The organism is Acidovorax facilis (genome assembly GCF_050626955.1).
GTDB lineage: Bacteria > Pseudomonadota > Gammaproteobacteria > Burkholderiales > Burkholderiaceae_C > Acidovorax > Acidovorax facilis.
Genome location: NZ_CP192460.1, coordinates 437,087 through 463,454 on the forward strand (window position 1 = coordinate 437,087; position 26,368 = coordinate 463,454).

The following is a 26,368-nucleotide window of genomic DNA, read 5'->3' on the forward strand; positions in this document are numbered from 1 at the left end:
TATCGGCACTTCTGCGCGGTACCTTGAATGCAATCCCGATACCGGCCCAAGGTCAGCTGGAGGTGCCTTCCGGGCACAGCACCTCCCGCGCGACCCCTTCAAAGTCTTCCAGCGCCATCGGCCTGCCAAACAGATAGCCCTGAAACGCCTTGCAGCCGTGCGCCAGCAGAAACTGGTGGTGCGCTGCCGTTTCGACCCCCTCTGCGATCACGTCCAGACCCAGGCTGCCGGCCAGCGCGATGATGGAGCGTGCGATGGCTGCGTCGCTGGGGTCCAGCAGCACGTCGCGTACAAAACCCTGGTCGATCTTGATCTGGTCCAGCGGCAGGCGCTTGAGGTAGCTCAAGGACGAATAGCCGGTGCCAAAGTCATCCAGCGAAAAGCCCAGGCCCTGGGCTTTGAGTGCGCGCATGGTGGCGATCACGCTGTCCACGTTGTCCAGCAGCAGGCTTTCGGTCAGCTCCAGCTTGATGTGCGCCGGGTCGGCGCCAGTGCGCTGCAGCAAGGCCAGCACCTGTGTCACAAAGTCTTCCTGCAGAAACTGCCGCGCGCTGACGTTGATGGCCAGGCTCAGGTGGGCCATTGCCGGATCCAGCCGCCACCGGGCTTGTTGGCGCAGGGCGGTTTCTATCACCCAATAACCCAAGGGCAGGATGAGGCCGGATTCCTCTGCCAGCGGGATGAACTCCGATGGCGGCACCATGCCGTGCGCGGGGTGTTGCCAGCGCACCAACGCCTCTGCGCCGGTAACCCGCCCCTGCGCGTTCACCTGGGGCTGGTACAGCAGCAGGAACTGCGACTGGCGCAGGCCGTTGTGCAGCTCCGTTTCCAGCAGCGCGCGGCGGTTCACGGCCTGCTGCATGTCAGGGTCAAAAAAGCGCAGGGTGTTGCGGCCCGCGTCCTTGGCGCGGTACATGGCCATGTCGGCCTGTTTGAGCACCTCGTCCACCGAGTCACGGTGCTCGCGCAGCAGCGTCACCCCGATGCTGGCTGTGAAGTGGTGTTCATGCCCGGCCAGATCGTAGGGCTGGCGCAGCTGGGCCAGGATCAGTTCGCCCAGCGTGCGCGCCTGGGCGGCGGCTTCCGGCGGGTCACTGCTCAGGTTCTGCAGCACCACCACAAACTCGTCGCCCCCCAGCCGGGCTACCGTGTCCTGCTCCCGCACGCAGCCGCGCAGGCGCAGGGCCACTTCCTTGAGCAGCAGGTCGCCCACCTCGTGGCCGCGGGTGTCGTTCAGGGTCTTGAAGTTGTCCAGGTCCACAAACAGCACGGCTGTGGTCAAGCCCGAGCGCGCGCCGCTGGCCAACACCTGCTGCAGACGGTCTACCAGCAGGCGCCGATTGGGCAGCTGCGTGAGGGCGTCGTAGAAGGCCAGGTAGCGGGCCTCGTCCTCGGCCGCCTTGCGGCCCGAGATGTCGATGTCGATACAGAACATCTCCGGTGGGTGGCCTGGCACCCGGATGTAGGCATGGCTCGAGAAGACATGCACGGGCGTACCGTCCTTGCGCTGCAGCTGCAGCTCGCCAGCGGGAATCGCCTCGGCCGTGGCGAACATGTGGCGTACGTGTTCACGCACGGCGTCGCGCATGGGGGGCGGAATGATGAGGTCGAGCAGGTTGCTGCCCAGTGCCTCCTCGGCCGTGTAGCCATACAGCTCCTCGGAGGCCTGGTTCCAGTAGCTCGTGGTGCCATCTTCCAGATAGCCTTGCACCGAGATGGACGGGATATTGCGCAGCAGCGAGCGAAAGCGAAGCTCTGACTCGCGCAGCGCACTTTCGGCGCGCTTGCGTTGGGTGATGTCCCGCGCCAGGAAGACCACGGCCGCCTGGCCACCCACTGTCACCCCCAGGGGCTGTGCGCGCCCTTCAAATTGCCGCGTGCCCGAGAGTGTCTGCATCTCGTATTCCACGCTCTGCGTCTGGCCCGACAGCAAGGTGCTGCGGATCAGTTCCACAAATCTGTCGGCCTGCTCTGCGGGCAGCACGTCATGCATCCGCTTGCCCACAAGTTGGGCGGGGCTGGCGGCCAGCGGGGCGTCGTCGGGCGATAGCACTTCCACATAGCGCCCCTGGGCATCCAGCACCAGCAGCACGTCGGGAATAGCCTGCGCAATGGCCCGCAGCCGTGCGGCCGTGCCGTGCAGTGCGCGTTCGGTGGCCAGGCGTTCTTCCACGTCGTGCAGCAGCAGGCCCAGGGCCACCGTGGCGGGTGTGAAGGTCAGCAGAAAGGGCAGGGCCAGGGTCTGGTTGACGCGCTGAACCACTTCGGTCGGCAGCAGCTGAAACACCGCCAGCACGGCGGTGTGCACCAGCAGCCCGAACAGCGCCAGCGTCACGGGCTCGACCCCCAGGCGCCCACGCGCCCGGCCCTCGCGGTAGACCAGGCCCAGTGCGGTGCACAGTGCGATCACCATCAAGCCCACCTCCGCCCCCGCGCCGCCCAGCCACAGGCGGCCGGTGGCGGCCATGGCGGCGGCGATGCAGGCCACCAGCGGGCCGCCAAACAGGCCTGCCATGCTCAGCACCACCGAGCGGGCGTCAAAGATCACCCCGGGCATCAGCACCACCGGCGTGAGCATGCCCACCACGCAGATGGTGCCAAAGAGAATGCCCGAGAACACCTGCCCGGTGCGCGGATGCTGGCGCCAGACGCGGATGTTGAACCCATGCAGAAAGCACAGCGCCAGCAGCAGGGCAACACCTTTGACCAGCTCAATGAACATGGGCCTCCGTGCCTTTCCAGGGGGAAGCCCATCATGGGGGAATTGCCGCAGTTCGTAAACGTGAAAATGGCCCCCGAAGGGGCCATGGATCACGCTGGCGGGGGAAGGGGGCGGCCCGGACCGCCGGGCTGCATCAGGTGAGCAGCGCCTGCGCGAACTCGCGCGCGTTAAAGGTTTCCAGGTCTTCGAGCTTTTCGCCCACGCCGATGAAATACACCGGAATCGGGCGCTCCTGCGCGATGGCGGCCAGCACACCGCCCTTGGCCGTGCCGTCGAGCTTGGTCACGATGAGGCCTGTGAGCTGCAGCGCGTCGTCAAACGCCCGCACCTGGGCCAGAGCGTTCTGGCCAGTGTTGCCGTCGATCACCAGCAGCACCTCGTGCGGGGCCGTGGCGTCGGCCTTGGTCACCACGCGGCGGATCTTCTTGAGCTCTTCCATCAGGTGCAGCTGCGTGGGCAGACGGCCGGCGGTGTCCACCAGCACCACATCCTTGCCGCGCGCCTTGCCGGCCGTGACGGCGTCAAAGCTCACGGCGGCCGGGTCGCCGCCTTCCTGGCTCACGATCTCGACCGTGTTGCGGTCGGCCCAGACGCCGAGCTGCTCGCGCGCTGCCGCGCGGAAGGTGTCGGCCGCCGCCAGCAACACGGCCGCCCCTTCGCCAGCCAAGTGTTTGGTGAGTTTGCCAATCGACGTGGTCTTGCCCGCACCATTGACGCCCGCCACCATGATCACCGTGGGGGTGTGTTCGCCGATGACCAGGGCTTTTTCGAGCGGGCGCAGCAGGTCGGTCAGTGCGTCGGCCAGCAAACCCTTGACAGCGGCGGGGTCGGTGGCCTTGGCCTCCTTCACGCGGCGCTTGAGGTCGGCCAGCAGGTGGGTGGTGGCCTTGACACCGGTGTCGGCCATCAGCAGGGCCTCTTCCAGCTCTTCATACAGCGCATCGTCAATCTGCGTGCCGGTGAACACCGTGGTGATGCTGCTGCCGGTTTTGCGCAGGCCGGCCTTGAGGCGATCCAGCCATCCCTTGCGTTCCGCGGGGGCGGCTGCCGGTGCAGAAGCGGGCGCTGGGGCAGCGATGGCGGGGGCTGCCACCGGCATGGATGCCGCAGGAGTTGCCTGAACCGGGGCTGCCACCGGCACAGGTGTGGGAACGGGTGTGGCCGGGGGCGCTGCGGCTGGCACTGGCGCAGGCGGTGGGGCTGGCGCTGTTACGGGCGTGGGCGCCGGAGCTGCCTCGGGCGCCTTGGGGGCAAACGGGTTGCGCAGCCAGCCAAACGCTGCCGGTGCTGCAGCCGGGGCTTCGACCGGCGGTGGCGCGGGCACGGGCGCTGGGGCGTGTGAAGGGGCCGGAGACGGCGGCTGCGCCGCCGCAGCTGTCGCCGCTGGCACGACCGGGGTGTGGGGGGCGGCAGGCGCCGGAGCGCCGTGCGAAACGGCCGGGGAGGGGGCATCGGACGGTGCAGGCGTCGATGGCGGAGCGGCGGGCTTTTTCTTGAAAAAACTGAACATTGGAGGGTTCTTAGAATCATCCATTCTATGAAACGTGCTTTCACCCTACTGGGCCTGCTGGCCTGCCTCTCGTCCGGGGCTGCCTTTGCGGCAACGCCTCCCGGCTCTCAACCCCCCGCTGCGCCTTCCACCACGCCGTCCGCCACGGCCTCTGGCGCGCAGCAGTTCACGCTTAAGAACGGCATGCAGCTTATCGTGCAGCCCGACCGGCGTGCCCCCACTGCGGTGCACATGGTGTGGGTGCGCGTGGGCTCCATGGACGAGGTGGATGGCACCACGGGTGTGGCCCATGTGCTGGAGCACATGATGTTCAAAGGCACCAAGACGTTGCCGCCGGGCGAGTTCTCGCGGCGTGTGGCGGCTTTGGGCGGGCGCGAAAACGCATTCACCAGCCGCGACTACACGGGTTACTACCAGCAGATCCCGTCCAACCGGCTCGAAGATGTGATGAAACTCGAATCCGACCGGTTTGCCAACAACCACTGGCCGGACGACGAGTTCAAGAAGGAGCTGGAGGTCGTCAAGGAAGAGCGCCGCCTGCGCACCGAAGACCAGCCCCGCGCCATGCTGGCCGAGCAGCTGTTTGCCGCCACCTTCACCGCATCGCCCTACCGCCGCCCGATCGTGGGCTGGATGAGCGACCTGGATGCCATGACACCGAATGATGCGCGCGCTTTCTACCGCCAGTGGTACACGCCCACCAACGCCGCCGTGGTGGTGGCAGGCGATGTGGACGTGGCCCAGGTCCGCGCACTGGCCGAGAAGTATTACGGCAGCCTGCCCGCCCACGCGCTGCCCGAGCGCAAGCCCCGCACCGAGCCCGCGCAGCAGGGCCTGCGCCGCATTGCCGTCAAGGCTCCGGCCGAGCAGGCCTACGTGGCGCTGGCGTTTCGTGCGCCCAGCCTGAACCGTGTGGAGAACCTGACCGAAACCGACCGCGACGCTCTGGCGCTCATGGTGCTGTCGGCGGTGTTCAACGGCTACGACGGCGCGCGGCTCGACCGTGCGCTGACCCAGGGCGAAAACCGCGTGGCCGACAGCGCCAGCAGCGGCGCCATGGTCACGGGCCGTGGCCCCAGCCTGTTCATGCTCAGCGGTGTGCCCGCTGCCGGCAAGACGGCCCAGCAGGTGGAAGACGCGCTGCGCGCCGAGGTCACCCGCGTCGCCCGCGATGGGGTCAGCGAGGCTGAGCTGACCCGCGTGAAGACGCAGTGGATCGCCTCGACCGTGTACGAACGCGACTCGGTGATGAACCAGGCGCAGGAGCTGGGGGGCAACTGGATTCAGGGCTTTCCGCTCGACGCCAACGAACGCCTTCTGGAGCTGCTGCGCACCGTGACGCCCGCCCAGGTGCAAGCCGTGGCCGCCAAATATTTTGGCGACGACCAGCTCACGGTGGCCACCTTGCTGCCCCAGCCGCTGGATTCCCCCCGCCCCCGCGCACAGCCCGCACCCGGTGCGTCCCGCCACTGAACCCGCTTTGCGCCCTATTCCATGATTACTATTAAAAACATAGCTGCTCGCGCTTTACTGATAAGCGCTGGAGCCGTTTTATATTCGAATTCTGCCTGGGCGCTGCTGCCCATCCAGCACTGGACGGAGGGGAACGGCGCCAAGGTCTACCTGGTTGAAAGCCCGGTCATCCCCATGGTGGATGTGCAGATCGACTTCGATGCTGGCAGCCGCCGCGACCCGGCGGGCCAGTCGGGCCTGGCCAGCGCTGTGGCCGCCATGGCCAGCAAGGGCGTGAAGGCCGGGCGCGACACAAGCACCGAACCCGCGCTGGACGAAAACGGCCTGGGCGAGGCCTGGGCCGACCTGGGCGCCAATTTCGAGGTGGCCGCCGACAACGACAGGCTGCAGTATTCACTGCGCTCGCTCACCGACCCGCCGCTGCTCGATAAGGCCGCCCGTCTGGCCGCGCGCCAGATCGGCGAGCCCAGCTTTCCGGCCGACGTGTGGCCACGCGACCGCGCCCGCTGGAGCGCCAGCATCAAAGAGTCGCTGACACGCCCGGCCACCGTGGCCAACCACGCGTTTGAAGCCGCCGTGTACGGCAGCCACCCCTATGGCGTGCAGACCACCGCAGAGACGCTGGCGCGCATCAGCGTGGCCGACATGCAGGCGTTTCACACCCAGCACATCGGCGCCTGCCGCGCCAAGGTCAGCATTGTGGGCGCCGTGTCGCGCACACAGGCCCAGGCGCTGGTGGCCACGCTGCTGTCGCGCCTTCCCGCCAGCACCGGCTGCGCGCCGCTGCCGCCCGTGGGCGAGATCGCAGCGCTCGCTGCCCCCGCCGAGCAGAACATCCCCTTCACCTCGGCCCAGGCCCATGTGCTGATTGGCCAGCCGGGCTTCCAGCGGCGCGACCCGGACTTTGTGGCGCTGCTGGTGGGCAACCACATCCTGGGTGGCGGCGGTTTTGTCTCGCGCCTGACCAACGAGGTGCGTGAAAAGCGCGGCCTCAGCTACAGCGTGTACAGCTACTTTGCCGCTGGCATGCACGCCGGCGCCTTCACGGTGGGCCTGCAGACGCGCCCCGACCAGGCGGCCCAGGCCGTGAAGGTCTCGCGCGACGTGATCGCACGTTTTGTGGCCGAAGGCCCCACCGAGGCCGAGCTGCGTGCCGCCAAGGACAACCTCATCGGCGGCTTTGCGCTGCGCATCGACAGCAACAAGAAGCTCCTGGGCAACGTGGCCAACATCGCCTGGAACGAGCTGCCGCTGGACTACCTGGACCAGTGGACGAAGAAGGTCGAAGCCCTCACCGTGGCCGACGTGCGCACGGCCATGGCCAAGAAGCTGCAACCCGAGCGCATGGTGACCGTGGTGGTGGGGGGCAAGCCATGAGCCGCTCGACCCTGAAAACCACCGCCATCAACGCCGAGATCCGCAAAGCCCAGGCTGCAGCGGCCACCCCCCCGGTTGCCGCTGGCAAAAAGGGCGCGCCCAAGGACAAGGCCGTTGCCGCAGCAGCGCCCAAGGGCGCGGGCGAAATCCGCATCATTGGCGGGCAATGGAAACGCACCCGCCTGCCCGTGGCCCAGCGCCCCGGCCTGCGCCCCACGCCCGACCGCGTGCGCGAAACGCTGTTCAACTGGTTGGGCCAGGACCTGACCGGCTGGCGCTGCCTGGATGCCTTTGCGGGCACGGGCGCGTTGGGGCTCGAAGCCGCTTCGCGTGGAGCGGCCGCCGTGCAGCTGGTGGAAAGCGATGCCGCTCTGGTGGCCCAGCTGCACACCCTGCAGCAGCGCCTTTCGGCCACGGCCGTGCGCGTGCAGCGTGGCGACGGGATTGCCGCCCTCAAACAGGCGGCGCCCGCCAGCATCGACCTTGTGCTGCTGGACCCGCCGTTTGACAGCGACCTGTTCGTCGCTGCCCTGCAGGCCGCTTCCAAGGCTGTGGCCGCCCAGGGCTTTGTCTACCTCGAAGCGCCCCGCGCCTGGACGGACGAGGAGCTGGCCGCGAGTGGCCTGGTGCTGTACCGCCACCTCAAGGCCGGCGCCGTGCACGCGCACCTGCTTCAGCGCAGCACCTGAAGCACGCAGGGCCGCAGACCCGCAGCGGCCTACCTTTTCAACGTCGCCAGCCGGGCGCTGCCGTCGGCCTCAATGCCCGCCATGTTCCAGCGCAGCGTCTGCGGCAGCCCCGCCAGCGTGGGCTGGCGCACCCAGGCCAGGTGCACCGTGTAGCTGCCCGCAGGTGGGATCGGCAAGGTCCAGGTGGTGTTGATCTGCGCGGGCACACCCGGAAGAATGGCACGCGCCTGGGCGGTGCTCAGCAGCTCCCGGCTGGCCACCACCTGGCCGGAGCCATCGCGCAGCTGAGCCTGCAGTTGCCAAGGGGTGTAGAGCGGTGCGTTACCCGTGTTGTCCACGCGCACCTGCACCTGCACCGTGCTGGGCGTGGGGGCCGTGACAGTGATGGGCCCCAGCGCAAAGCGGTAGCCCGCCTCGCGCCCCACGGCCGCCAGGTGGGCCTGTTCGGTGCCCGTAAAGCTGGACCACGGCGCGTTCAGGTTGCCATTGCCCACGGTGGAGACATGGAAGTCGCGCACCTGCTGCCGCGCGGTGGCGGCGTTGGTCTTGGACTCGCCGGGGCCGAAGGGGCAGAACTCCGCGATCCAGGGGGCGGTCTTCCAGCGGTCCGAGATCTGTGCCCAGTCGCTCGGGCGATCGGTCCACTGCTTCATGAAGCCGTCCTGCGCCAGGCAATCCCAGCGCAGGCCCACCGGCAGCGTGGTGGTGGTCTGCTGGAAGAACGCGTACTGCAGCGTATCCAGGTTGGCATGCGGGATGAACATCGCATGCTGTGCATCCGGGAACCTGTCGAAATGCATCTGCGCAATGCTGCGCTTGGTGGCGTTGGAGGCCGGGGTGATGCCTTGGGTTTCCAGGGCCGGTGTGTAGACCACGTTGCTGGTGCTCATGGCCCACTCGCCGTACTGCCCGTACAGGCCCACGTCGATCCAGGCCAGGTCCGACGTGTCGCCCAGCGCGGCGGCCACGGCCTGCAGCAGGGCCTGCATGCGCTCCAGCACATAGGGGTGGTTCCAGTTGGGCACCAGCGTGGGAGGCAATGCGGGCGCGGGCGGGGTGGGGGCGGGCATCGGGGCCGCCCACACACAGGCGGGGTTGGGTGCCGAGCATTGCGGCTGCGCCGTGCCCGCACCGTGCAGGTAGGTGGGCACGTCCAGCGTGTTGGTGCCGTAGCCGCGCATGGCCTGGATGCGAAACGCAAACTGTCGCCCAGCGGCCCGGGCGGCATCGCGCGCGGCCACCAGGTTGCCGAGGATGTATTGGCCGGGTGTGTTGCCTTCCAGGTCTTTCCAGAGGTAGCGCTGGTAGGCGGCCTGGGGTGGTGCCGATTGTGCGAGCGGCACGTCACCCGGGTCCGAGCGCCACTGGTAGTAGCCCCGGCCGGGGTTGGGGGTCAGGTCGCTGGCGATGGCCAGGGGCGCGAGCAGGGAATTCACTGAAACCACGCTCCATCCCGCGCTGGGCGGGGGGGGCGCAGGAGGTGGCGGCGGCGGTGGTACCGAGGGTGGCTGCGACGGCGGCGGCGATGGGGGTGGTGCAGACGGGGGCTGCACCGGCGGTGCTGTGGGGGCCGGCGGGGGCGGTGATGGGGGTTCCGGCGTGGGCCCTGGTGCGGGCGCCGTGCCTGGGGCTGGCGTGGGAGTGGGAGTAGGTGCCTCGTTGGCGTCCCCGCCGCCACAGGCCGCCGCAAACAGGGCGGCCGCCAGGGCCGTGAGCCGCGCCATGCGGACGGGGTGCAAGGTGCTGAAGGTGTTCATGGACGCCATTTTTTGAATGAAATTGGGTTCTAGCGCTTATCTGATAAGCGGTAGCTGCTATTGTTTTTGATGTTATCTGTCCGGCGCGGTGGTCCCGGCTTCCGGGATCACCGTCAACCGCAGTGCATCTCCCTCCAGCGTGTAGGCGAAGGTGTAGCGGCCCGGCTCCAGTGTGGCGCGGCCTTGTGGGAAGGAGGTGTCGGTCACGTCGGTGAGCTGGCGCTGGGCCAGCTGGATGCGGGTCTTGCGGTAGTGCGCCAGCGTGGCCGGAACGGCGTGCCACCGGCTGGTCTGGCCGGGCCGCAAGGGGCCCAGGTCCACATCGCTGCGGGTGCGCGGCAGGCCTTGCCAAACATGCTCGAACACCTCCTGGCTGTTGTTGCGCACGCGCAGCCACACCGTGGGGTGGTCCTGCGCGTGGGCCAGTCCGGGTGCCAGCACGGGCAGCAGCCGCAGGAGTGTGCGACGCATCATTCCGAATCCTTCAGGTTTTGCAGGTCCCTGCTCAGGTCGCACACCCGCGCGCGTCGGCGTTCCAGCGCGGCACCGGCGATGTTGAGCGCGGCCGATGTGCCCTGGTCGGCATGCAGCATGGCGTCCCACTGGCCCTGCGCGGTGTCGAACGCCAGCCATGCGCGCTGCGCCGAACGCAGGGCGTCACGCCGTGCGGGGCCAGCGGCCTTGAGGGCCTGGGCGTAGACGCGGTTGAGCTCCTTGTCCCACGCGGCGTAGGCGGCCGACTGCGCGTCACGCAGGTCCACCGTCACGCCACCGCTGCGTTCGGCGGCTGCAGCCAGGGTCTTGTCGATGGGGTGGGCAGAGGTCTGGCCGCAGAAGTGTTCGGCGGCGTGGGCTGTGTGTGTCCCGGCGGCCAGCAGGGTGAGTGCGGCCAGCAGCGCAAGGGTGGTGTTGTACAAGGGCTGGTGCAGGGGGTGGTGCATGGGGGGGTGTCCTTCTTTCTGGCGTTCTTCTCTTTTCAGGGGGAGTGCACGGAGCTCATGCGCCCACCCACAGGAGCGCTGCCAGGGTGGACAGCAGCGCCAGCACGGTGAAAGCGACTACCGCGCCCCCGCTGGCCGCTGCCACGCTGACCACGGTGGACCAGCCGCGCGCCTGGCCCCAGTGGGCAAGGTGGCGAGCAAGCCCCAGCGCGGCGAGCCAGCCCAGCACCAGCAGCACGGCCAGGGCGCCCAGCAGCTTTCCGCCCTGGGTGGAGTTCATCCCGTTGCTGCCGAGCAGTGCCGTAAACATGAAAAACAGCGCGGGCAGCAGATTGGCAGCGCCCGCCAGGAGCATGGTGAGGGTCGTGGCTGACATGCGGTGGGCCTGCGGCTTACTCCGTGACGGCGTAGCTCAGCACATCCAGCGACTGCGTGTGCTGGGGGTTGCCCGAGATCCAGTCCGCACGGGCGATCACCGTGTACACCCTGCCCTGTTCCAGCTTGCCGCCAGGTTGCAGGGCGGCGGTGCGCGGGTCTACGTAGAGCATGGCCGTGAACCCTTCGGCGCTGCGAAGCAGCACGGCCTGCTTGCCGTTTTTCACCTTGATATCGTTCACCCAGGCCGCCTTGTTGCCGGTGGGCGGGTTCAGGCTCTCCACGGTACCCGACAGGCGCACGATCTTGCGCCAGACCTTGCTGTCCTTCGGGTTGGTGACCTTGCCGCTTTCTGCGGCATCGGCCTTCTGAATGTCGCCCAGCGACTGGTAGGCGATGGTCCAGTCTGCGTGGCTGGTATCGCGGCGCAGGTGGTCGGCGGCGAGCATCAGGGTTTCGGTCCAGCCGCCACAGGCGTTCTTCTTCTTGCACAGCGGCCAGGCCGTGCTGATCCAGCGCTTGAGCTGCTCGGCCTTGTCCTGGTGGCCGTCCATCTCCAGCGCCACGCCCGCGCCCAGCACGGCGGCGGCCTGGTTCTGCTCGGGGGCCACCACCAGCACGGCGCCGTTGCCCACATCGAGCTTGCCTACGCGCAGCTGGCGCATCATGGCGTGGGCATATTCATTGGCGCTCTTGCCGCCCAGGTCTTTCACCAGCAGGGTGACGATCTCCACGCCCGTTTTCTGCGCGTGCTCGTACATCTGCTTTTCAAACTGAGCACGGATGGCCGGGTCCAGGATTCCGAACTCGTCGTAGATGAACTGGGTGCCCTTGGACGGGATGGCGGCCACGTCGGCCTTGGGCAGGGTTTCGGCCGCAGGCGCTGCCGCCAGGGCCGGGGCCTTGGCGGGTGGTGCGGCCACGGGCGCGGGCGATGGGGTGGCAGCTGGCGCCTTGGCCACCGGGGTGGTGGGTGCCGGGGCGGGGGATGGGGCTGTGGGTGCCGCTGCCGCTGCCGCAGGGGATGCCGGTGCCGTGCGCACTGGCAGCCCGCCGGAGCACTGCGGCCCACCGCCTTGCAGCTCGCAGGCTTCTGTCCAGCCGCTGGCAATGGCGGCCAGGCGCTTCTTGCGGCCCGGGTGGGTTTCGCCGTCCTTCTCGGGGATCAGCGTGGCAATGGCGCGCTGGGCATCGGCCAGCGGCGCGCCCATCTTGTAGAGCACAAAGCCGCTGAACTTGTCCGACTCCAGCTCGATGGGTGGCTGGCTGCCGCCAGGCACGATGGTGTGGCCCGAGAGGTGGTGCCCGATCTCGTGGGCCATGATGCTCACAGGCGCCCAGTTGTTGGATTTGGTGGCCTGAATGACTTCGCCCATGAAGGCCGGGTTGTAGGCAATCACGCGGCGCGGCACCTTGTCAGGCCCCTGCATGATCACCGCCGCCGCGTTGGGCACCTTGCCCTCCACCACCACAAAGTTGGCGGGCAGGCCGGTGTATTTCATGATCTCGGCCACCACCTGTTTGCCGGTGCCGCCGCCCTTGGACAGGTCGGGTGGCGAGAAGGCCAGTGGGCTGCCGTCGTACGAGCAGGCCTGCAGCGTAGCGGCCAGCTCAGCGGCCAGCTGGGCCTTGCTGGGCTTGGCCACGGCAGCCGTCTTTTGGGCCATGGCCAGGCCGCCCACGGCCAGGCCCAGCATGGTGGCGCAGGCGAAGGCGACAGGGCGAACAATGCGGTGTTTCATGGGGATGGGTTCCTTGGGTTGGGATCAGTGAATGCGGTGGCCGGTTGCGCTGCGTGTTGCGCGCAGCCGTCGATACTGTCGCGCCCCAAGCCAGGGCGGCCGAGCAAGGGCCGCCCCGCAGTGAGTGCCGCGTCCCCCTGCCCGCATGGCGCAGCCATGCGAGAGCGGGGGGAAGGCGCCGAAGGCGACTCAGGGGGGTTCTCATGCCGTCACCAGTGCCGCCACGCGCAGCACGCGCTGGGCCAGTTCGGCCTGGCCGCGTGTGCCGGTCTTGGCGTACAGGCTGGCCAGCTGGGAGCGCACGGTGGGCATCTTCACGTGCCGGTTGTCGGCCATTTCGCGCGGGGTCATGCCCTGCAGCAGCAGGGGCAGCAGGGCGGCTTCGGCGGGGGTCAGGCCATAGAGCGCGCTGCACACCGACACCGTGGCGCCCGCGTGGGGTGGTGCCTCGGGCACCAGGATGAACTGGGCCAGCGGCTCGGCGGCGGGCCCCGGGCCATTGCGCAGCGGCGCGGCCAGTGCCACCAGCGTCCCCGGCGCGGTGTCGTGCTGGGTCTGCAGACGGGCCGAGACGGGCGAGCGTGTGCTCAGGCTGGCGGTGAGCAGTGGCGTCAGCCCGGGGTGGATCTGCGCCAGTTGCAGGGGCTGGCGCGCCTGCCAGCCCGTGGCGTTGCGCAGCAGGATGCGGCATTCGTCCTCCACCCCCAGCCAGGCGCGGGCGTGTTCGTTCAGGTAGCGCACCTCGCCACGCTGGTTCACATGCATCAGCCCCAGCGGCAGCTGGTCCAGCGTGCGCTCCAGCGCACTGCTGTGGCGGCGGGCCTGCTGCAGGCGGCGCTGGGCGCGCATGAGGCTGCGCACCCAGGGCGTCACGGTGCGCAGCCGGGCAAATTGCTCGGGCGTGAACTCGTTCTGGCCCAGGTCGTTGTACATCGCCAGCACGTGCATGCCCACCTCGGGCGAGGCCTCCACGATGCTGTTGACCATGGCATCGATGCCCAGGGGCTTGAGGTAGTCGGCATAGAACGCGCCACGGCGCAGGGCTGGGGTGCTGACGAGCTGCTGGCTCAGCGAACCGCCGCGTGCCAGCGCCTCACCCTGCTGGCGCGCGAGCGCTTCGCTCCACGCATCGCTGCCCTGGATCAGGTTCGCATAGCGCGCCAGAAAATCATCGGGCATGCCCCATTGGTAGGCGGCCAGCGGGTCGTCCGAGCCGGGCAGGGGGCAAAACAGCACCACCTTGTGGCTGCCCAGCGATTCGCCCACGCGGTGCAGCAGGCGCTCCACCATGCCGGGCTCGCCCAGGGCCTCCAGGCTTTCAGCCATCAGGGTCTCGAAACCCGGTATTCCCACAGGCTGCGGGTCCCGCTCTTCACCGCTCAATGGGTGCTCCTCATCAGGTTGAATGAACTGCGCCGGATGGTAGGGTTGATGCCTGCGCCGCAACATCATTCAGGTGAAGGATGTGGCTGCGGCCCGACAGGTTTTCATGAACTTGTTCACGCTTTTCACGCGCCCATTTGCCACAGCACGAGTTCGACCACTGCGCGGGCATAAAGCTGGGTGGCCTGCCACTTGAGCGCCGCGAACAGCGCACCGGCCAGCAGCAGCCGCCAGCCATCGCGCCGCCAATCCAGCACCAAAAACTGCCGCAGCGCCACCATGAGCATCAGCGTCTGCAGCGCCGTCATGTACCAGGGAGACCAGGCCTTGTGCCACCTGAACAGCTCGGGCGACGACGCCAGCACCAGCGGCAGCTGGTTGACCATCTGCAGCGCAATGAACACCGCCTGGCAATACAGTGCCAGGGTCAGCAGCTCTGCCACGTTGTAGCCCCACCGGCGGAACACCAGCCACATGCTGGCAAAAGCCGCCACCGCGCCCAGCGAGAACGACCACTTGGAGTAGCCCGTGACCAGAGCGACCATGCGCTGCGCCTCTTCGCTGGGTAGCTCGGGCCGCAAGTAGTCGGTGTGGCCCAGCACGATCAGCAGGAAGCCGATGGTCAGGCACAGCAGGGTCAGCGGGTGGGGGTGGTCCTTGCGCTGGCCCAGCACGTATTCGCGTGCGGTGGTGCCGGGCTGGGGCAGCACGCGCAGTGCGTTGCGGAGGGTGTTCCATTCAAACCAGCGAAAACGCTCCCAGGCTTCCTTGCGCACGGTGCTGCTGCCCATGCGCGCGGCCTTCTTCTGCCCGCATTGCGCGCAAAACGGGCCAGAGAGCGCCGCGCCGCAGTTCAGGCATGCCTGGGTGTCGAACAGCGCGTCGCTGACGGTGGTGGGAGTGGGCTGGGGCGGACGGGGAATCACAAGGAAGGAACGGCGCAGGCCGGGCTGGGGTGGGCTGCGGATCGTAGGCTGTGGCCCGGCAGCCGCCATCGTTCACATGAACGACGATGAGCGACGGCGCTGCGTGGATTTGCTATTTTTTGTGTAGCTATTAGCGCTTGATGGATAAGCGCTAGCACCCAAAAATTCCTAAAACTTCTTGCGACGCAGTGCCCCCATGCCCAGCGTGGCCGCCGCGAGCGACAGCAGGATCAGCGCCCATTCACCCAGGGTGGGCACGGCGGTGGCGCCGACGGGGGGAACGTTGGGCGCGTTCACCGTGAAGTCGCAGGTGGCCGTGGGTGGGTTGGCGGGCCGGGGGCCCACCTGGTACAGCCAGGTGTTGGGGCGGGCCGGGTCATCGACCATGCGGACGTTGCCGCCGCAGTTGCCGCGGACCGTGCTGCCCACGGGGAGTGGCGGCGAAACGGCGCAGACCTGTTGGGGGCCGGGCACCGGGAAATCGGTGCAGGTAATGGTGAACGCGCCGGGCGGGTTGCTGATGGTGTTGATGGTGGCCCACTGGGCCTGGGCGCTTCCTGCGGCTAGGCAGGCGCTGACGGACACGGAGCGGAACAGGGCAACGCGGAAAATGCGGCGGCGGAGTTTCATGGGTGCGAGGCTTGGAAAGAAATGGACCATGCCGCCCGCTGGCGCGAGCGGCGACACGCAGGGACTGTAGAAAGCCCCGGCGCCCTTGCCCATCCGCTACCTGGAGGAGCCTCGCTCGCTATGTTCTCATTCGGGTAGATGATGACGGCAGCCAGGGGCAGCTCCTACGATCCGCCGCTTTCTATGAAACACATGGCCTGTGCGAAGCCGGGTGCCTGCGTCCGGCCCGCCTGCCTGCCTTTTGCAAAAGGTAACGGGTAGGGGGCAAACGCTGGGGCAGCTTTCCGGCGGGAGCAGGCTCTGCATGAAGGGAATGGGTTTGCATCCTGCTTTTTGCGATCTGCTGGCATCGGTGTCGGACGGCACCCGGTTTGGCGACACGCTGGCCCGCTACGCCGCCAGCTTTCGCGCGGACCTGCTCGGCGGCGCCTTCCTGGCCAGCGATCTGGACCAGCTGGCGCAGTGGGGCGCGGAGTTTGCCGCGCACCCCGAGGTGGACTACTGGCTGCAGTCGCCATCGAGCGACGGCGCGCCCGCGCTGCTGGCGATGGGCGTGACGCCCGAGGCGGCGCAGCGCTATGCCACGCACTTTCGCCTGCAAGACCCGCTGTGGGACGACGCCATGGCGCAGCGTGCGCGCACCGGCCCGTCGGGTGCCTGGGTGGCCACGGATGCGCCCGTGCACGCCACGCGCGGCTTTCGCCGCAGCGAGATCTACAGCGACTTCCTGCGCGAGTACGGCATCGGCACCCGCATGTTTGGCGGCAGCCAGGGCGCGTCGCACCCGGTGGGCAATTTGTTCATGTCGGTGTACCGCCAGGGGGACGACGAGGGCTTCACACCGGAGGAAGTCGCGCGTTTTCGCGCAGAGTTTGGCGGCGTGCAGCGCGCGGCCTTTCTGCACCGCGAGATGGTGGCGCTGCGCGCGCGCACCCAGGGCCTGGAGTCGCTGATGGAGCAGATGCCCATGGGCCTGCTGTTTTTTGACACTGCCGGCCGCCTGCTGCACGCCAATGCACGCGCCCGGCTGCTGAGCGCCCGGCCCGAAAGCGTGGCCCTGCGCACGCTGCTGCGCCGCCCGGTGCTGGCCAGCACGGCCGATGCCGCGCTGCGCGCGCTGTTCCAGCAATCGCTGCAGGGCCGCAGCGGCTGTGTGGAGCTGCCCGGCACCGAGGGCGGCTTGCTGCTGGTGACGCTGCCCCTGAGCGACCTGGCCGCGCTGGGCCTGTGCCACCGCGCGCCAGGCATCGCCTGGGTGGTGCTGGAGCGCAGCCTGTGCGGCGAGGCCGCCGTCGCCCTGGCCCGCCAGGCCTACCGCCTGAGCCCGTCCGAGGCCGACCTGCTGCTGGCGCTGATGCGCGGCCAGACCCCGCAGGATTTTGCCGACGCACGCGGCTCGCGCATCTCGACCGTGCGCACACAGATGAGCGCGCTGCTGGCCAAGACGCGCACCCAGCGCCAGCAGGATCTGGTGGCGCTGGTGGCCCGGCTGATGCTGCTGGCACCGGGCAACGTGGCACTGCAGGGGATTGCGGTGGTGTGATCTCTTGGGGAGAGGGCGGCCCGCCGGTTCATGTTGCAGTGCACTGCATAATGCGCGCACGCGGCCCGCAGGCCCTGCGGCTCGGGTGGTTCATCCGCTCCCAGGGCCCGGGCCAACGTCTATACAGCCAGACAGGAGACAACCAGCCATGGCCCAGAACGTGCTCGCCGTGTACCCCGGAACCTTTGACCCCATCACGCTGGGCCATGAAGACGTGGTGCGCAGGGCCACCCAGTTGTTCGAACGCGTGATCGTGGCCGTGGCTGCGGGCCACCACAAGAAGACGCTGTTCACCCTGGAAGAACGCATCGACATGGTCCGCGAGGCGGTCAAAAACTACCCACAAGTGCAGGTCGAAGCCTTCTCTGGCCTGCTGCGCGATTTTGTCGTGGAGCGTGGCGGCAAGGCCATGGTGCGTGGCCTGCGCGCCGTGACCGACTTCGACTACGAGTTCCAGCTGGCGGGCATGAACCGCAGCCTGATGCCGCAGGTGGAAACCGTGTTCCTCACCCCCAGCGACAAGTACCAGTTCATCAGCAGCACCTTTGTGCGCGAGATCGCCGTGCTCGGCGGCGAGGTGACCAAGTTTGTGTCGCCCTCGGTGGAGCAGCGGCTGGCCGAGAAGGTGCGCACGCTCACGCCGCCCTGATTTTTGGCCTAAATAGCCTCTGGCGCTTATCTGGTAAGCGCGAAATGCTATATAAATAGTAGCAAACTCTCTGCGACGGCAGTGGTCACGCCACGGCCTCCAGGCGGCGCGCCACCTCCGCCGCCTCTGTCCGCAGGGCCTCCAGCATGGGCGCCACCTCGGGCAGCGGTGGGCGGTACAGCGGCAGCACGGCCGCCACGCTGAACGGGATCGACAACGCGAGCCGCCGCACCACCAGCCGGCCATTGGCTGCGGCGGTCAGGGCCGTCAGCGGGTTGACGATGGCCAGCCCCAGGCCGTGCTCCACCATCGCGCACACGGCAGCCGCGCTGTGGGTTTCCATGCGCAGTGTGCGTGGCACGGCGGCTTCGGCGAAGCGCGCGTCAATGATGCGGCGATAGGGGTCGTCGGCCGACAGGCTCACAAAGGGCTGGTCGGCAAAGTCCGCCAGCTGCAGCACGGGTTGCCGGGCCAGGGCGTGGCTTGCGGGCAGCACAGCCACTTCGTCCAGGGTGAGCAGTACCTCGGCGCGGGTGCCGGGCGGGGCGGCGGTCTGCTCGCACAGGCCCAGGTCAAAACGCTGGGCACTCATCCATTCTTCGAGCAGCGGCGAATCCTGCGGCGTGACCGACAGGCGCGCGTGGGGCTGCACCTGCATCAGCCGCGCCGCCGCGCCGGGCAGCAGCGCATGCGCCAGCGCGGGCAGGCACAGCACTGCCAGCTGCACGGCGTCGGGCCGGCCCAGCGCCACGGCGCGGTCCACCACGCGCTCCAGCCCCTGCCACGAGCGCTGTACCTCGTCCCACAGCGCCAGCGCCCGCGCGTTGGCGCGCAGGCGGCCCTGTATGCGCTCGAACAGCGCATAGCCCAATAACGATTCAAGCCTGGCCAGCTCGCGGCTCACCGTGGGCTGCGAGCTGTGCAGCAGGTCGGCGGCGCCGGTGGCGCTGCCAGCGGTCATCACGGCGCGGAACACCTCGATGTGCCGGTGGGTGATGCGGTGGGCCAGTGCGGTGTCGGTCATGGGCAAAGCATATCCATATTGAATAGAGGATGTAAATCAAAGCATTCGACCAAATACCTTGGAAGGGGCATCATCCGCGCTTCCATTCAGTCATGACTTACGCAAAACAGGGTTCAGGCAAGCGGTTCACCCCAGGGCGAGGCGGTTGTTGCATCCCGATTTGCGTAAGTCCTATCAGTCTTTGTGCCTTCGGAGTCCCCATGTCCAACCCCTTCTCGCCCGCCCAGCTGTGGTCCCTGGCCGACCAGTTCGGCACCCCCTTGTGGGTGTATGACGCGGCCACCATCCGCCAGCGCATTGCGCAGGTGTCCAATTTCGAGACCATCCGGTTCGCGCAGAAGGCCTGCTCCAACATCCACATCCTGAAGCTCATGCGCGAGCAGGGCGTGAAGGTGGATGCGGTCTCGCGCGGCGAGATCCTGCGTGCGCTGGCGGCCGGCTACACGGCCGGCGGAGAGCCGTCGGAGATCGTCTTTACCGCCGACCTGTTCGACGCCGCCACGCTCGACTGCGTGGTGGAACACGGCGTGCCGGTCAACGCTGGCTCGATCGACATGCTGCACCAGCTGGGCGCGCGCTCGCCGGGCCATGCGGTGTGGCTGCGCATCAACCCCGGCTTTGGCCATGGCCACAGCAACAAGACCAACACCGGCGGCGAGCACAGCAAGCACGGCATCTGGCACACCGACCTGCCTGCCGCACTGGATGCGATCAAGCAGCACGGCCTGAAGCTGGTGGGCCTGCACATGCACATCGGCTCGGGCGTGGACTACAGCCACCTGCAGGAGGTGTGTGGTGCGATGGTCAACCTGGTGCGCACGGCGCATGCGGCCGGGCATGACCTGCACGCCATCTCGGCCGGTGGCGGCCTGTCCATCCCCTACCGCGGTGGCGACCCGGTGGTCGATACGCAGCATTACCACGGCCTGTGGGACGCCGCGCGCCAGCAGGCCGAGGCCATCGTGGGCCACAAGCTGGGCCTGGAGATCGAGCCCGGCCGCTATCTGGTGGCCGAATCCGGCGTGCTGCTGGGCCAGGTGCGCGCCACCAAGAACGCGGGCAACAACCACTTTGTGCTGGTCGATACCGGCTTCAATGAACTCATGCGCCCGTCGATGTACGGCAGCTACCACGCCATGAGCGTGCTGCGTCGCGATGGCTCGGCGGCGGCAGAGCAACCCACGGTGGTGGCAGGCCCGTTGTGCGAATCGGGCGACGTGTTCACCCAGGGCGACGGCGGCGTGGTGCTGCCACGCGACCTGCCCGCCGCCCAGGTGGGCGATCTGCTGGTGATCCACGACACCGGGGCCTATGGCGCATCGATGTCCTCCAACTACAACACGCGTCCGCTGATTGCCGAGGTGCTCGTTGACGATGGCCAGGCGCGCCTGATCCGCCGCCGTCAGACGGTGGACGAACTGCTGGCGCTGGAACTGGGGCTTTGATCGTGCTGTGGGGCGGGTGCCGCTCCCACAGCCGGTAGGCGCGCGCCTACGGCCACGCGCCGTGCTGGCGCACACGGGCGGGAAAAGGAGGGCCATACAGTGAAATCACTTATCCCCTTCAACCCTTTTCAGGAGATCACTATGCCCATCATTGCCTGGCTGCTCGGCGTCCCACTGTCCGTTGTTCTGTTGCTCATGCTGTTCGGCGTGTTCTGATCCTGCCCCGCAAGGGGATTGCCAAAAAAGCCGCAGGGCGCCTATCCATGGTGCCCTGCGGCTTTTTTGCTGGGCATGCCTTTCGCCAAGGTCGTTCGTCCGTTCGTCCGATTGCCATGCCAACCCGGGCTCCAGGGGACGAGAGAAGCCGCTAAGCTGGCCTTTCGCCCTGTTTTCAACGGAGCGACGAGGCCCCGGCTGCCTCGCGCCACGCACGGCGCGCGGGCGGGTAGAGGCCACTTTGCCCACCCCTGGAGCCGCCATGGACGCCGAAGAACAGACCATTGTCGAGCTGGCCTACCCCGGCGAGTACCTGAGCCGCCTGGGCTATGCCGAAACCAAGACCTGCAAGATCCGTCTGTCCCGCAAGGGCCAGGGGCTGCTGGCCCGCATGTACGCCCGCAAGGGCTACAGCATGCAGGCCACCTTGTCGCACGACTGCGACCTGAGCAGCCTGGTGGTGCAGATTGATGGACAGTCGCAAGGGACGATTTCGGTGCGCATGGACGACGGGCACCTGGCGGCGGAGGAGCAGTACCCCGAGTTCATTGCCGAACTGCGCCAGCGCGGCGCGCGCATCTGCGAAATGGGCAAGCTTGCAATGGACCCCGGGGTGCGTTCCAAGCATGTGCTGGGTGCCATCTTCCACATTGCGTGGATCGTGGCCTTCCGCGCCCGGCGCGCCACCGACATCGTCATCGAGGTGAACCCGCGCCATGCCCCGTTCTATCGGCGCATGCTGTGTTTTGACCAGATCGGCCCCGAACGCATGTGCGAGCGTGTGGGTGCGCCCGCCGTGCTGCTGCACATCGGCGCTGACAAGGGGCGCCGCCTCATCGACCAATTTGGCGGCCAGCCCAAGCTGGCCAGCGTGGAGCGCAGCTTCTACCCCTATTTCTTCCACCCTGACGATGAAGAGGGGCTGCTGCGGCGCCTGTCGGTAGGGTAGCCGTCAGGTCTTGCGCGGGGCCTCTACCGTCAGAGCTCGCCCCGGGGGCCGCGGCCCATGAGCTGCGCCACGGCCTCGGCAGGTTGCAGGCGGCCGTCAAGCAGCGCCACGGCGGCCTCGGCGATGGGCATGTCCACACCCAGTGTCTGCGCACGCTGCACCACGGTGCGGGCGCTGTAGACGCCTTCCGCCACATGGCCCAGGGATTCCACCGCCTGCGCCAGGGTCTGGCCCTGTGCCAGCAGCATGCCCACGCGCCGGTTGCGCGACAGGTCGCCGGTGGCGGTCAGCACCAGGTCGCCCAGGCCGGACAGGCCCATGAAGGTGTCGGGCCGCGCGCCCAGCGCCAGGCCCAGCCGCGTCATCTCAGCCAGGCCGCGCGTGATGAGTGCGGCGCGGGCGTTGAGACCCAGCGCCAGCCCGTCGCACAGGCCGGTGGCAATGGCCAGCACGTTCTTCACCGCGCCACCCACTTCCACGCCCACGATGTCTTCGTTGGCATACACGCGCACGCTCGGGCTGTGAAAGGCTTTGACCAGCGCATCGCGCACGGCGGCATGGGCGCTGGCGGCCACCAGGGCTGTGGGCTGCCCCAGGGCGACTTCCTGCGCAAAGCTCGGGCCGCTGAATACGCCTGCTATTAAATCAGGAGCTACTTGGGCTTGTACTTCGTGCGCCAGCAGCCCAAAAGATGCTGAATTGGCACCGGCAGGCACCGCCTCGAAGCCCTTGCACAGCCAGGCCACAGGTGCCGTGCACCCGCGCAGCGCCAGCAGCATGCCGCGCAGGGCGGCCATGGGCGTGGCCACGATGACCAGGTCGGCACCGGGCAACAGCGCGCGGAAGTCGCCATCGACCACTGAGAGGGCCGGGGGGAGGGCAATGCCCGGCAGGTAGCGGGCGTTTTGTGCCTGGGCGCGCATGCTTTGCGCCTGGGCTGCATCGCGGGCCCACAGGGTGACCGCGTGCCCGGCAGGGTGCTGGGCTGCGCTCATGGCGACCGCAGAGCCCCAGGCACCAGCGCCAAATACTATGATTTTCATAGCTGCTTGCGCTTATCTATCGCGCGGTAGAGGCCGAAATAGCATTGATTTCAAGGGCCCACAGAGCTGTGCTTCGTCGGCCGTCCGTGGAACCGGCGTGGCCCAGGCGCGGTAGCCGCGGAACTGGCTTTGCCAGGCCGCTGGCTGCGTCCCCCCCGTAGCGCGCAGCGCGTAGAGAGAGGGGGAAGGCGCGAAGCGACTCAGGGGGCGTTTTACATCACTGCGTGATGATGGGCGAGGCTTGGCCGGCGGCCTGCGCTTGCTGCTGCTCGTACATGGCCTGGAAGTTGATTTCGGCCAGGTGGACGGGCGGGAAGCCAGCGCGGTTGATCACGTCGGCCACGTTGCCGCGCAGGTAGGGGTACACGATCTGTGGGCAGGCGATGCCCATGATGGGGCCCATCTGGTCTTCGGGCACGTTGCGGATTTCGAAGATGCCGGCCTGCTTGGCTTCGACCAGGAACACGGTCTTGTCCTTGATCTTGGTCTGCACGGTAGCCGTCACGGCCACTTCAAAAATGCCTTCGGCCACGGGAGTGGCTTCCACACCCAGCTGGATGTCCACGCTGGGTTGCTCTTGTTCGAGCAGGATACCGGGGGAATTGGGTTGCTCCAGCGACAGGTCCTTGAGGTAGACGCGCTGGATCTGGAACACGGGGTTTTCTTGATCGGCCATGGTGAAGTCTCTTTGAGCTTACAAAATTGCTAGCAAAACAAAACCCGCCGGGGAGCAGCTCCCGCAGCGGGCACATGGGGCTGCATTATGCAGCGCCCGGGGAGGGGGTCAGGCGCCCAACAAGGGCATGAGCTCGCCTCGGCTGTCCAACGCCACCAGATCGTCGTGGCCGCCCACATGGGTGTCACCGATGTAGATCTGCGGCACCGTGCGGCGGCCGGTGATCTCCATCATGTGGCTGCGCGCGGCGGGGTCGGTGTCGATGCGGATCTCCTCGATCTGCTCCACACCCTTGGACTTGAGGATCTGCTTGGCCCGGATGCAGTAGGGGCAGACGGCGGTGGTGTACATCTTCACGGGTTGCATGGCGGACCTTCCTCTTTCTTCCTGTGGGGCTAAAAATCAGTGGCAAGACTATCGCGGACCCAATAACTGGGGGCGGATCAGGCTTTTTCCACAGGCAGGCTGGCTTCGCGCCAGGCCTTCAGGCCACCAGCGAGCGACTGGGCGTTTTCGTAGCCCAGCTTTTTGGCAATTGCGACGGCGCGGTTGGAGCGGGCGCCACTGGCACACACCAGCACCACGGGCAGGGCCTTGTTCTTGACCACGGTGGGCAGGCGCTCTTCGAGCTGGCCCAGGGGCACGTTCTTGGCTCCGTTCACGTGGCCGGCGGCGAATTCCTCGGTTTCGCAGACGTCGATGACCACCGCTTTTTCGCGGTTGATGAGCTGCACGGCGCGCGCTGGCGTCAGCGAGCCGCCACTGGCGTTCTTGAGGACCGGCCACAGCAACATGCTGCCCGAAGCCAGTGCAACGAGGAACAGATACCAGTTATCAATAATGAATTTCACGAAGCTTCCTTGGGTTGGCGAACAGCGTAATTCTAGAATGCTGGGTTTTGGCCCGCATTTTTTTGACCTGCCTTTCCTGGGGAAACCATGTACAAGCTCGTTCTGATTCGCCACGGCGAATCCACCTGGAACCTTGAAAACCGCTTTACCGGCTGGACCGACGTGGATCTCACGCCCACCGGTGTTTCCCAGGCCATGTCGGCCGGCAAGCTGCTCAAGGCCGAGGGCTACGAGTTCGACCTGGCGTTCACCAGCGTGCTCAAGCGCGCCATCCACACCCTGTGGTACACGCTGGACGAAATGGATTGCACCTGGCTGCCCGTGGTCAAGGACTGGCGCCTGAACGAGCGCCACTACGGTGCCCTGCAGGGCCTGAACAAGGCCGACATGGCCAAGCAGTACGGCGACGAGCAGGTGCTGGTGTGGCGCCGCAGCTATGACACCCCGCCGCCAGCGCTGGAAGCCACCGACCCCCGCAGCGAGCGCAGCGACCGCCGCTACGCCGCTCTGGCCGAAGGCAGCGTGCCGCTCACGGAATGCCTGAAGGACACCGTGGCCCGCGTGCTGCCGTTCTGGAACGATGCCATGGCACCGGCCATCCGCTCAGGCAAGCGCGTGGTGGTCGCCGCGCACGGCAATTCCATCCGCGCGCTGGTGAAGTACCTGGACAACATCTCCGAGTCGGACATCGTGGGCCTGAACATTCCCAACGGAATCCCGTTGGTATATGAACTGGACGCCGACCTCAAGCCCATCCGCCACTACTATCTGGGCGATGCAGAAGCGGCTGCCAAGGCAGCTGCAGCAGTGGCATCGCAAGGCAAGGCGTAAAGCCTGGGTAAAGACGGGGAAAACCCGCCGATACCCTGTCTAAAGTGAGTGCCTGCGCGGAACTGCAGCGGGTTTGGTCCTTCCAAGGTGTATATTGGTTTTGAAGCGGTAAAGGTGTTGTATGGGCCACAAACTCAAAATTGCGGGATGGGTATCGGTTGGTGTCGTGGCTGGGGCTCTGACGACGGTTTCGTTGCAGACGGTCGCGCGTGGTGCGATGACCCCGCTGCCGCTGGAAGAAATCCAGCAGCTGTCGGCGGTGTTTGGCCTCGTAAAGACCGACTATGTCGAACCGGTGGATGACAAGAAGCTCATCACCGACGCCATCTCCGGCATGGTCGCCAGCCTGGACCCGCACTCCCAGTATTTCGACAAGAAGTCCTTCAAGGAATTTCGCGAAGGCACTTCCGGCCGGTTTGTGGGGGTTGGTATCGAAATCACCCAGGAAGACGGCTTGATCAAGGTGGTGTCGCCCATCGAAGGGTCTCCCGCCTTCCGCGCTGGCCTCAAGACCAATGACCTGATCACCAAGATCGACGAAACGGCGGTCAAAGGCCTGTCCTTGAACGATGCCGTCAAGCGCATGCGTGGCGAGCCCAACACCAAGGTCACGCTCACCATCTTCCGCAAGGACGAGAGCCGCACCTTCCCGGTCACCATCACGCGCGAAGAGATCAAGACCCAGTCCGTCAAGGGCAAGGTGGTGGAGCCCGGCTACGCCTGGATCCGCCTGTCGCAGTTCCAGGAGCGCACGGTCGATGACTTTGTGCGCAAGGTGGAAGAAGTCTACAAGCAGGAACCCAACCTCAAGGGCCTGGTGCTCGACCTGCGCAACGACCCCGGCGGCCTGCTGGATGCGGCTGTGGCCGTGTCGGCCGCGTTCCTGCCAGAAAACGTCACGGTGGTCACGACCAACGGCCAACTGGCGGACAGCAAGGCCACTTACAAGGCCTCGCCCGACTTCTACCAGCGCCGTGGCGGGGGTGACCCGCTGCGCCGCCTGCCCGCAGCCCTCAAGTCCGTGCCACTCGTGGTGCTGGTGAATGAAGGCTCTGCGTCGGCCAGCGAGATCGTGGCGGGCGCTCTGCAGGACCACAAGCGCGCCACCATCATGGGCAGCCAGACCTTTGGCAAGGGCTCGGTGCAGACCGTGCGTCCGCTGGGGCCTGATACCGGCATCAAGCTCACCACCGCTCGCTATTACACCCCCAGCGGCAAGTCGATCCAGGCCAAGGGCATCGTGCCCGACGTGATGATCGACGAATCGGAAGAAGGCAACATCTTCGCTGCTTTGCGCATGCGCGAGGCCGATCTGGACAAGCACCTGGGTAGCGGCCAAGGCGAGGAAAAGAAGGATGAGGCCCGTGAAAAGGCCCGTGAAAGCGCCCTCAAGCGCATGGAAGAAGAAGCCAAAAAGCCTGCAGCAGAACGCAAGGCTCCAGAGTTCGGTTCGGACAAGGACTTCCAGCTCGTGCAGGCGCTCAACCAGCTCAAGGGCCGCCCCGTGCTGGTCAGCAAGACACTGACGGAACGCAAGGACGAAAAGAAAGAAAATTGAGCTTTCGCTCCCTGTGCTGAAGGCCGGATTTCCAGCGAAGTCCGGCCTTTTTTCTTGT

Annotated in this window: 24 protein-coding genes; 9 read left to right on the top strand and 15 right to left on the bottom strand. The window is 67.1% G+C overall.

What is annotated here, in order from left to right:
• Nucleotides 1-52: 52 nt before the first annotated feature.
• Together ACQ4MJ_RS01995 and ftsY are read right to left on the bottom strand one after the other, a co-directional pair.
• On the bottom strand, nt 53-2,722 hold the full coding sequence (locus ACQ4MJ_RS01995) for an EAL domain-containing protein (protein ID WP_431150401.1): 2,670 nt from the start codon (nt 2,720-2,722) through the stop codon (nt 53-55).
• Between the two features lie 133 nt (nt 2,723-2,855).
• Nucleotides 2,856-4,232, bottom strand: coding sequence for a signal recognition particle-docking protein FtsY (gene ftsY / locus ACQ4MJ_RS02000; RefSeq protein ID WP_431150399.1), 1,377 nt, complete (start codon nt 4,230-4,232; stop codon nt 2,856-2,858).
• Nucleotides 4,233-4,259: 27 nt separating this feature from the next.
• Here ftsY and ACQ4MJ_RS02005 point away from each other — a divergent pair, with 27 nt between their 5' ends.
• Genes ACQ4MJ_RS02005 through rsmD form a run of 3 tightly spaced genes read left to right on the top strand, consistent with a single transcriptional unit; the run spans nt 4,260 to nt 7,771 of the window.
• Nucleotides 4,260-5,705, top strand: a complete 1,446-nt coding sequence (locus tag ACQ4MJ_RS02005; RefSeq protein ID WP_431150398.1) for a M16 family metallopeptidase — start codon at nt 4,260-4,262, stop codon at nt 5,703-5,705.
• A 21-nt stretch (nt 5,706-5,726) separates the two neighbouring features.
• Nucleotides 5,727-7,082, top strand: a complete 1,356-nt coding sequence (locus ACQ4MJ_RS02010; RefSeq protein ID WP_431150396.1) for a M16 family metallopeptidase — start codon at nt 5,727-5,729, stop codon at nt 7,080-7,082.
• Entirely contained in the window at nt 7,079-7,771 is a 693-nt protein-coding gene (rsmD, locus tag ACQ4MJ_RS02015) for a 16S rRNA (guanine(966)-N(2))-methyltransferase RsmD (protein WP_431150395.1), read from the top strand. Before ACQ4MJ_RS02010 ends, rsmD begins: the two co-directional genes overlap by 4 nt.
• A 29-nt stretch (nt 7,772-7,800) precedes the next feature.
• On the opposite strand, the gene ACQ4MJ_RS02020 is transcribed toward rsmD, so the two are convergent.
• The 8 genes from ACQ4MJ_RS02020 to ACQ4MJ_RS02055 all read right to left on the bottom strand — a co-directional run bounded on the left by ACQ4MJ_RS02020 (nt 7,801) and on the right by ACQ4MJ_RS02055 (nt 15,525).
• Entirely contained in the window at nt 7,801-9,528 is a 1,728-nt protein-coding gene (locus tag ACQ4MJ_RS02020) for a DUF4832 domain-containing protein (RefSeq protein ID WP_431150393.1), read from the bottom strand.
• Between the two features lie 72 nt (nt 9,529-9,600).
• Entirely contained in the window at nt 9,601-9,999 is a 399-nt protein-coding gene (locus ACQ4MJ_RS02025) for a hypothetical protein (RefSeq protein ID WP_147433254.1), read from the bottom strand.
• Entirely contained in the window at nt 9,999-10,469 is a 471-nt protein-coding gene (locus ACQ4MJ_RS02030; protein ID WP_431150390.1) for a lysozyme inhibitor LprI family protein, read from the bottom strand. Before ACQ4MJ_RS02030 ends, ACQ4MJ_RS02025 begins: the two co-directional genes overlap by 1 nt.
• Before the next feature lie 55 nt (nt 10,470-10,524).
• Nucleotides 10,525-10,845 (bottom strand): hypothetical protein, encoded by a 321-nt coding sequence (locus ACQ4MJ_RS02035; RefSeq protein WP_306554689.1) that lies wholly within the window; start codon nt 10,843-10,845, stop codon nt 10,525-10,527.
• A gap of 16 nt (nt 10,846-10,861) precedes the next feature.
• Nucleotides 10,862-12,586 carry a TPM domain-containing protein gene (locus ACQ4MJ_RS02040; protein WP_431150387.1) on the bottom strand — a complete coding sequence of 575 codons (1,725 nt, stop codon included), beginning with the start codon at nt 12,584-12,586 and terminating at the stop codon, nt 10,862-10,864.
• A gap of 201 nt (nt 12,587-12,787) precedes the next feature.
• Complete coding sequence (locus ACQ4MJ_RS02045) at nt 12,788-13,912, bottom strand: helix-turn-helix transcriptional regulator (RefSeq protein ID WP_431173689.1); 1,125 nt, start codon at nt 13,910-13,912, stop codon at nt 12,788-12,790.
• 182 nt (nt 13,913-14,094) lie between these two features.
• Nucleotides 14,095-14,895, bottom strand: coding sequence for a hypothetical protein (locus ACQ4MJ_RS02050; RefSeq protein ID WP_431150384.1), 801 nt, complete (start codon nt 14,893-14,895; stop codon nt 14,095-14,097).
• A gap of 168 nt (nt 14,896-15,063) precedes the next feature.
• On the bottom strand, nt 15,064-15,525 hold the full coding sequence (locus ACQ4MJ_RS02055) for an IPTL-CTERM sorting domain-containing protein (protein WP_218300414.1): 462 nt from the start codon (nt 15,523-15,525) through the stop codon (nt 15,064-15,066).
• 319 nt (nt 15,526-15,844) lie between these two features.
• On the opposite strand from ACQ4MJ_RS02055, the gene ACQ4MJ_RS02060 reads away from it, so the two are divergent.
• Together ACQ4MJ_RS02060 and coaD are read left to right on the top strand one after the other, a co-directional pair.
• A complete protein-coding gene (locus ACQ4MJ_RS02060; protein ID WP_431150382.1) occupies nt 15,845-17,068 on the top strand; it encodes a helix-turn-helix transcriptional regulator in 1,224 nt (407 codons plus the stop codon).
• Between the two features lie 148 nt (nt 17,069-17,216).
• The gene (coaD, locus tag ACQ4MJ_RS02065) at nt 17,217-17,717 is read left to right on the top strand and encodes a pantetheine-phosphate adenylyltransferase (RefSeq protein WP_055395514.1); all 501 of its coding nucleotides are present in this window, start codon (nt 17,217-17,219) and stop codon (nt 17,715-17,717) included.
• An 85-nt stretch (nt 17,718-17,802) separates the two neighbouring features.
• Here the strand turns inward: coaD and ACQ4MJ_RS02070 are convergent, their stop codons facing one another.
• Nucleotides 17,803-18,741, bottom strand: coding sequence for a LysR family transcriptional regulator (locus ACQ4MJ_RS02070; RefSeq protein WP_431150380.1), 939 nt, complete (start codon nt 18,739-18,741; stop codon nt 17,803-17,805).
• Nucleotides 18,742-18,941: 200 nt separating this feature from the next.
• On the opposite strand from ACQ4MJ_RS02070, the gene lysA reads away from it, so the two are divergent.
• Nucleotides 18,942-20,186: a diaminopimelate decarboxylase gene (gene lysA / locus ACQ4MJ_RS02075; RefSeq protein ID WP_431150378.1), complete on the top strand. Its 1,245-nt coding sequence runs from the start codon at nt 18,942-18,944 to the stop codon at nt 20,184-20,186.
• Nucleotides 20,187-20,664: 478 nt separating this feature from the next.
• A complete protein-coding gene (locus ACQ4MJ_RS02080) occupies nt 20,665-21,351 on the top strand; it encodes an N-acyl amino acid synthase FeeM domain-containing protein (RefSeq protein ID WP_431150376.1) in 687 nt (228 codons plus the stop codon).
• A gap of 29 nt (nt 21,352-21,380) precedes the next feature.
• On the opposite strand, the gene ACQ4MJ_RS02085 is transcribed toward ACQ4MJ_RS02080, so the two are convergent.
• The 4 genes from ACQ4MJ_RS02085 to ACQ4MJ_RS02100 all read right to left on the bottom strand — a co-directional run bounded on the left by ACQ4MJ_RS02085 (nt 21,381) and on the right by ACQ4MJ_RS02100 (nt 23,921).
• Nucleotides 21,381-22,394 carry an NAD(P)H-dependent glycerol-3-phosphate dehydrogenase gene (locus ACQ4MJ_RS02085; RefSeq protein WP_431150373.1) on the bottom strand — a complete coding sequence of 338 codons (1,014 nt, stop codon included), beginning with the start codon at nt 22,392-22,394 and terminating at the stop codon, nt 21,381-21,383.
• 217 nt (nt 22,395-22,611) lie between these two features.
• Nucleotides 22,612-23,070, bottom strand: a complete 459-nt coding sequence (gene secB / locus ACQ4MJ_RS02090) for a protein-export chaperone SecB (protein WP_055395502.1) — start codon at nt 23,068-23,070, stop codon at nt 22,612-22,614.
• Nucleotides 23,071-23,178: 108 nt separating this feature from the next.
• The gene (grxC, locus tag ACQ4MJ_RS02095) at nt 23,179-23,436 is read right to left on the bottom strand and encodes a glutaredoxin 3 (RefSeq protein ID WP_015015481.1); all 258 of its coding nucleotides are present in this window, start codon (nt 23,434-23,436) and stop codon (nt 23,179-23,181) included.
• A gap of 77 nt (nt 23,437-23,513) precedes the next feature.
• Nucleotides 23,514-23,921 (bottom strand): rhodanese-like domain-containing protein, encoded by a 408-nt coding sequence (locus ACQ4MJ_RS02100; RefSeq protein WP_121420926.1) that lies wholly within the window; start codon nt 23,919-23,921, stop codon nt 23,514-23,516.
• An 87-nt stretch (nt 23,922-24,008) separates the two neighbouring features.
• Here ACQ4MJ_RS02100 and gpmA point away from each other — a divergent pair, with 87 nt between their 5' ends.
• Entirely contained in the window at nt 24,009-24,752 is a 744-nt protein-coding gene (gpmA, locus tag ACQ4MJ_RS02105) for a 2,3-diphosphoglycerate-dependent phosphoglycerate mutase (protein WP_055395498.1), read from the top strand.
• Nucleotides 24,753-24,873: 121 nt separating this feature from the next.
• The gene (locus tag ACQ4MJ_RS02110; RefSeq protein ID WP_055395496.1) at nt 24,874-26,310 is read left to right on the top strand and encodes a S41 family peptidase; all 1,437 of its coding nucleotides are present in this window, start codon (nt 24,874-24,876) and stop codon (nt 26,308-26,310) included.
• Nucleotides 26,311-26,368: the final 58 nt, after the last annotated feature.

Bases quoted from the DNA above. Each gene is read 5' to 3' on its own strand.
- ACQ4MJ_RS02040 (WP_431150387.1), bottom strand. From the start codon at position 12,586: ATGAAACACCGCATTGTTCGCCCTGTCGCCTTCGCCTGCGCCACCATG.
- coaD (WP_055395514.1), top strand. From the start codon at position 17,217: ATGGCCCAGAACGTGCTCGCCGTGTACCCCGGAACCTTTGACCCCATC.
- ACQ4MJ_RS02055 (WP_218300414.1), bottom strand. From the start codon at position 15,525: ATGAAACTCCGCCGCCGCATTTTCCGCGTTGCCCTGTTCCGCTCCGTG.
- ACQ4MJ_RS02035 (WP_306554689.1), bottom strand. From the start codon at position 10,845: ATGTCAGCCACGACCCTCACCATGCTCCTGGCGGGCGCTGCCAATCTG.
- ACQ4MJ_RS02045 (WP_431173689.1), bottom strand. From the start codon at position 13,912: ATGGCTGAAAGCCTGGAGGCCCTGGGCGAGCCCGGCATGGTGGAGCGC.
- ACQ4MJ_RS02030 (WP_431150390.1), bottom strand. From the start codon at position 10,469: ATGCACCACCCCCTGCACCAGCCCTTGTACAACACCACCCTTGCGCTG.
- secB (WP_055395502.1), bottom strand. From the start codon at position 23,070: ATGGCCGATCAAGAAAACCCCGTGTTCCAGATCCAGCGCGTCTACCTC.
- ACQ4MJ_RS02080 (WP_431150376.1), top strand. From the start codon at position 20,665: ATGGACGCCGAAGAACAGACCATTGTCGAGCTGGCCTACCCCGGCGAG.
- ACQ4MJ_RS02085 (WP_431150373.1), bottom strand. From the start codon at position 22,394: ATGAAAATCATAGTATTTGGCGCTGGTGCCTGGGGCTCTGCGGTCGCC.
- ACQ4MJ_RS02010 (WP_431150396.1), top strand. From the start codon at position 5,727: ATGATTACTATTAAAAACATAGCTGCTCGCGCTTTACTGATAAGCGCT.
- lysA (WP_431150378.1), top strand. From the start codon at position 18,942: ATGTCCAACCCCTTCTCGCCCGCCCAGCTGTGGTCCCTGGCCGACCAG.
- grxC (WP_015015481.1), bottom strand. From the start codon at position 23,436: ATGCAACCCGTGAAGATGTACACCACCGCCGTCTGCCCCTACTGCATC.
- ACQ4MJ_RS02020 (WP_431150393.1), bottom strand. From the start codon at position 9,528: ATGAACACCTTCAGCACCTTGCACCCCGTCCGCATGGCGCGGCTCACG.
- ACQ4MJ_RS02110 (WP_055395496.1), top strand. From the start codon at position 24,874: ATGGGCCACAAACTCAAAATTGCGGGATGGGTATCGGTTGGTGTCGTG.
- ACQ4MJ_RS02005 (WP_431150398.1), top strand. From the start codon at position 4,260: ATGAAACGTGCTTTCACCCTACTGGGCCTGCTGGCCTGCCTCTCGTCC.
- rsmD (WP_431150395.1), top strand. From the start codon at position 7,079: ATGAGCCGCTCGACCCTGAAAACCACCGCCATCAACGCCGAGATCCGC.
- gpmA (WP_055395498.1), top strand. From the start codon at position 24,009: ATGTACAAGCTCGTTCTGATTCGCCACGGCGAATCCACCTGGAACCTT.
- ACQ4MJ_RS02070 (WP_431150380.1), bottom strand. From the start codon at position 18,741: ATGACCGACACCGCACTGGCCCACCGCATCACCCACCGGCACATCGAG.
- ACQ4MJ_RS02025 (WP_147433254.1), bottom strand. From the start codon at position 9,999: ATGCGTCGCACACTCCTGCGGCTGCTGCCCGTGCTGGCACCCGGACTG.
- ACQ4MJ_RS01995 (WP_431150401.1), bottom strand. From the start codon at position 2,722: ATGTTCATTGAGCTGGTCAAAGGTGTTGCCCTGCTGCTGGCGCTGTGC.
- ftsY (WP_431150399.1), bottom strand. From the start codon at position 4,232: ATGTTCAGTTTTTTCAAGAAAAAGCCCGCCGCTCCGCCATCGACGCCT.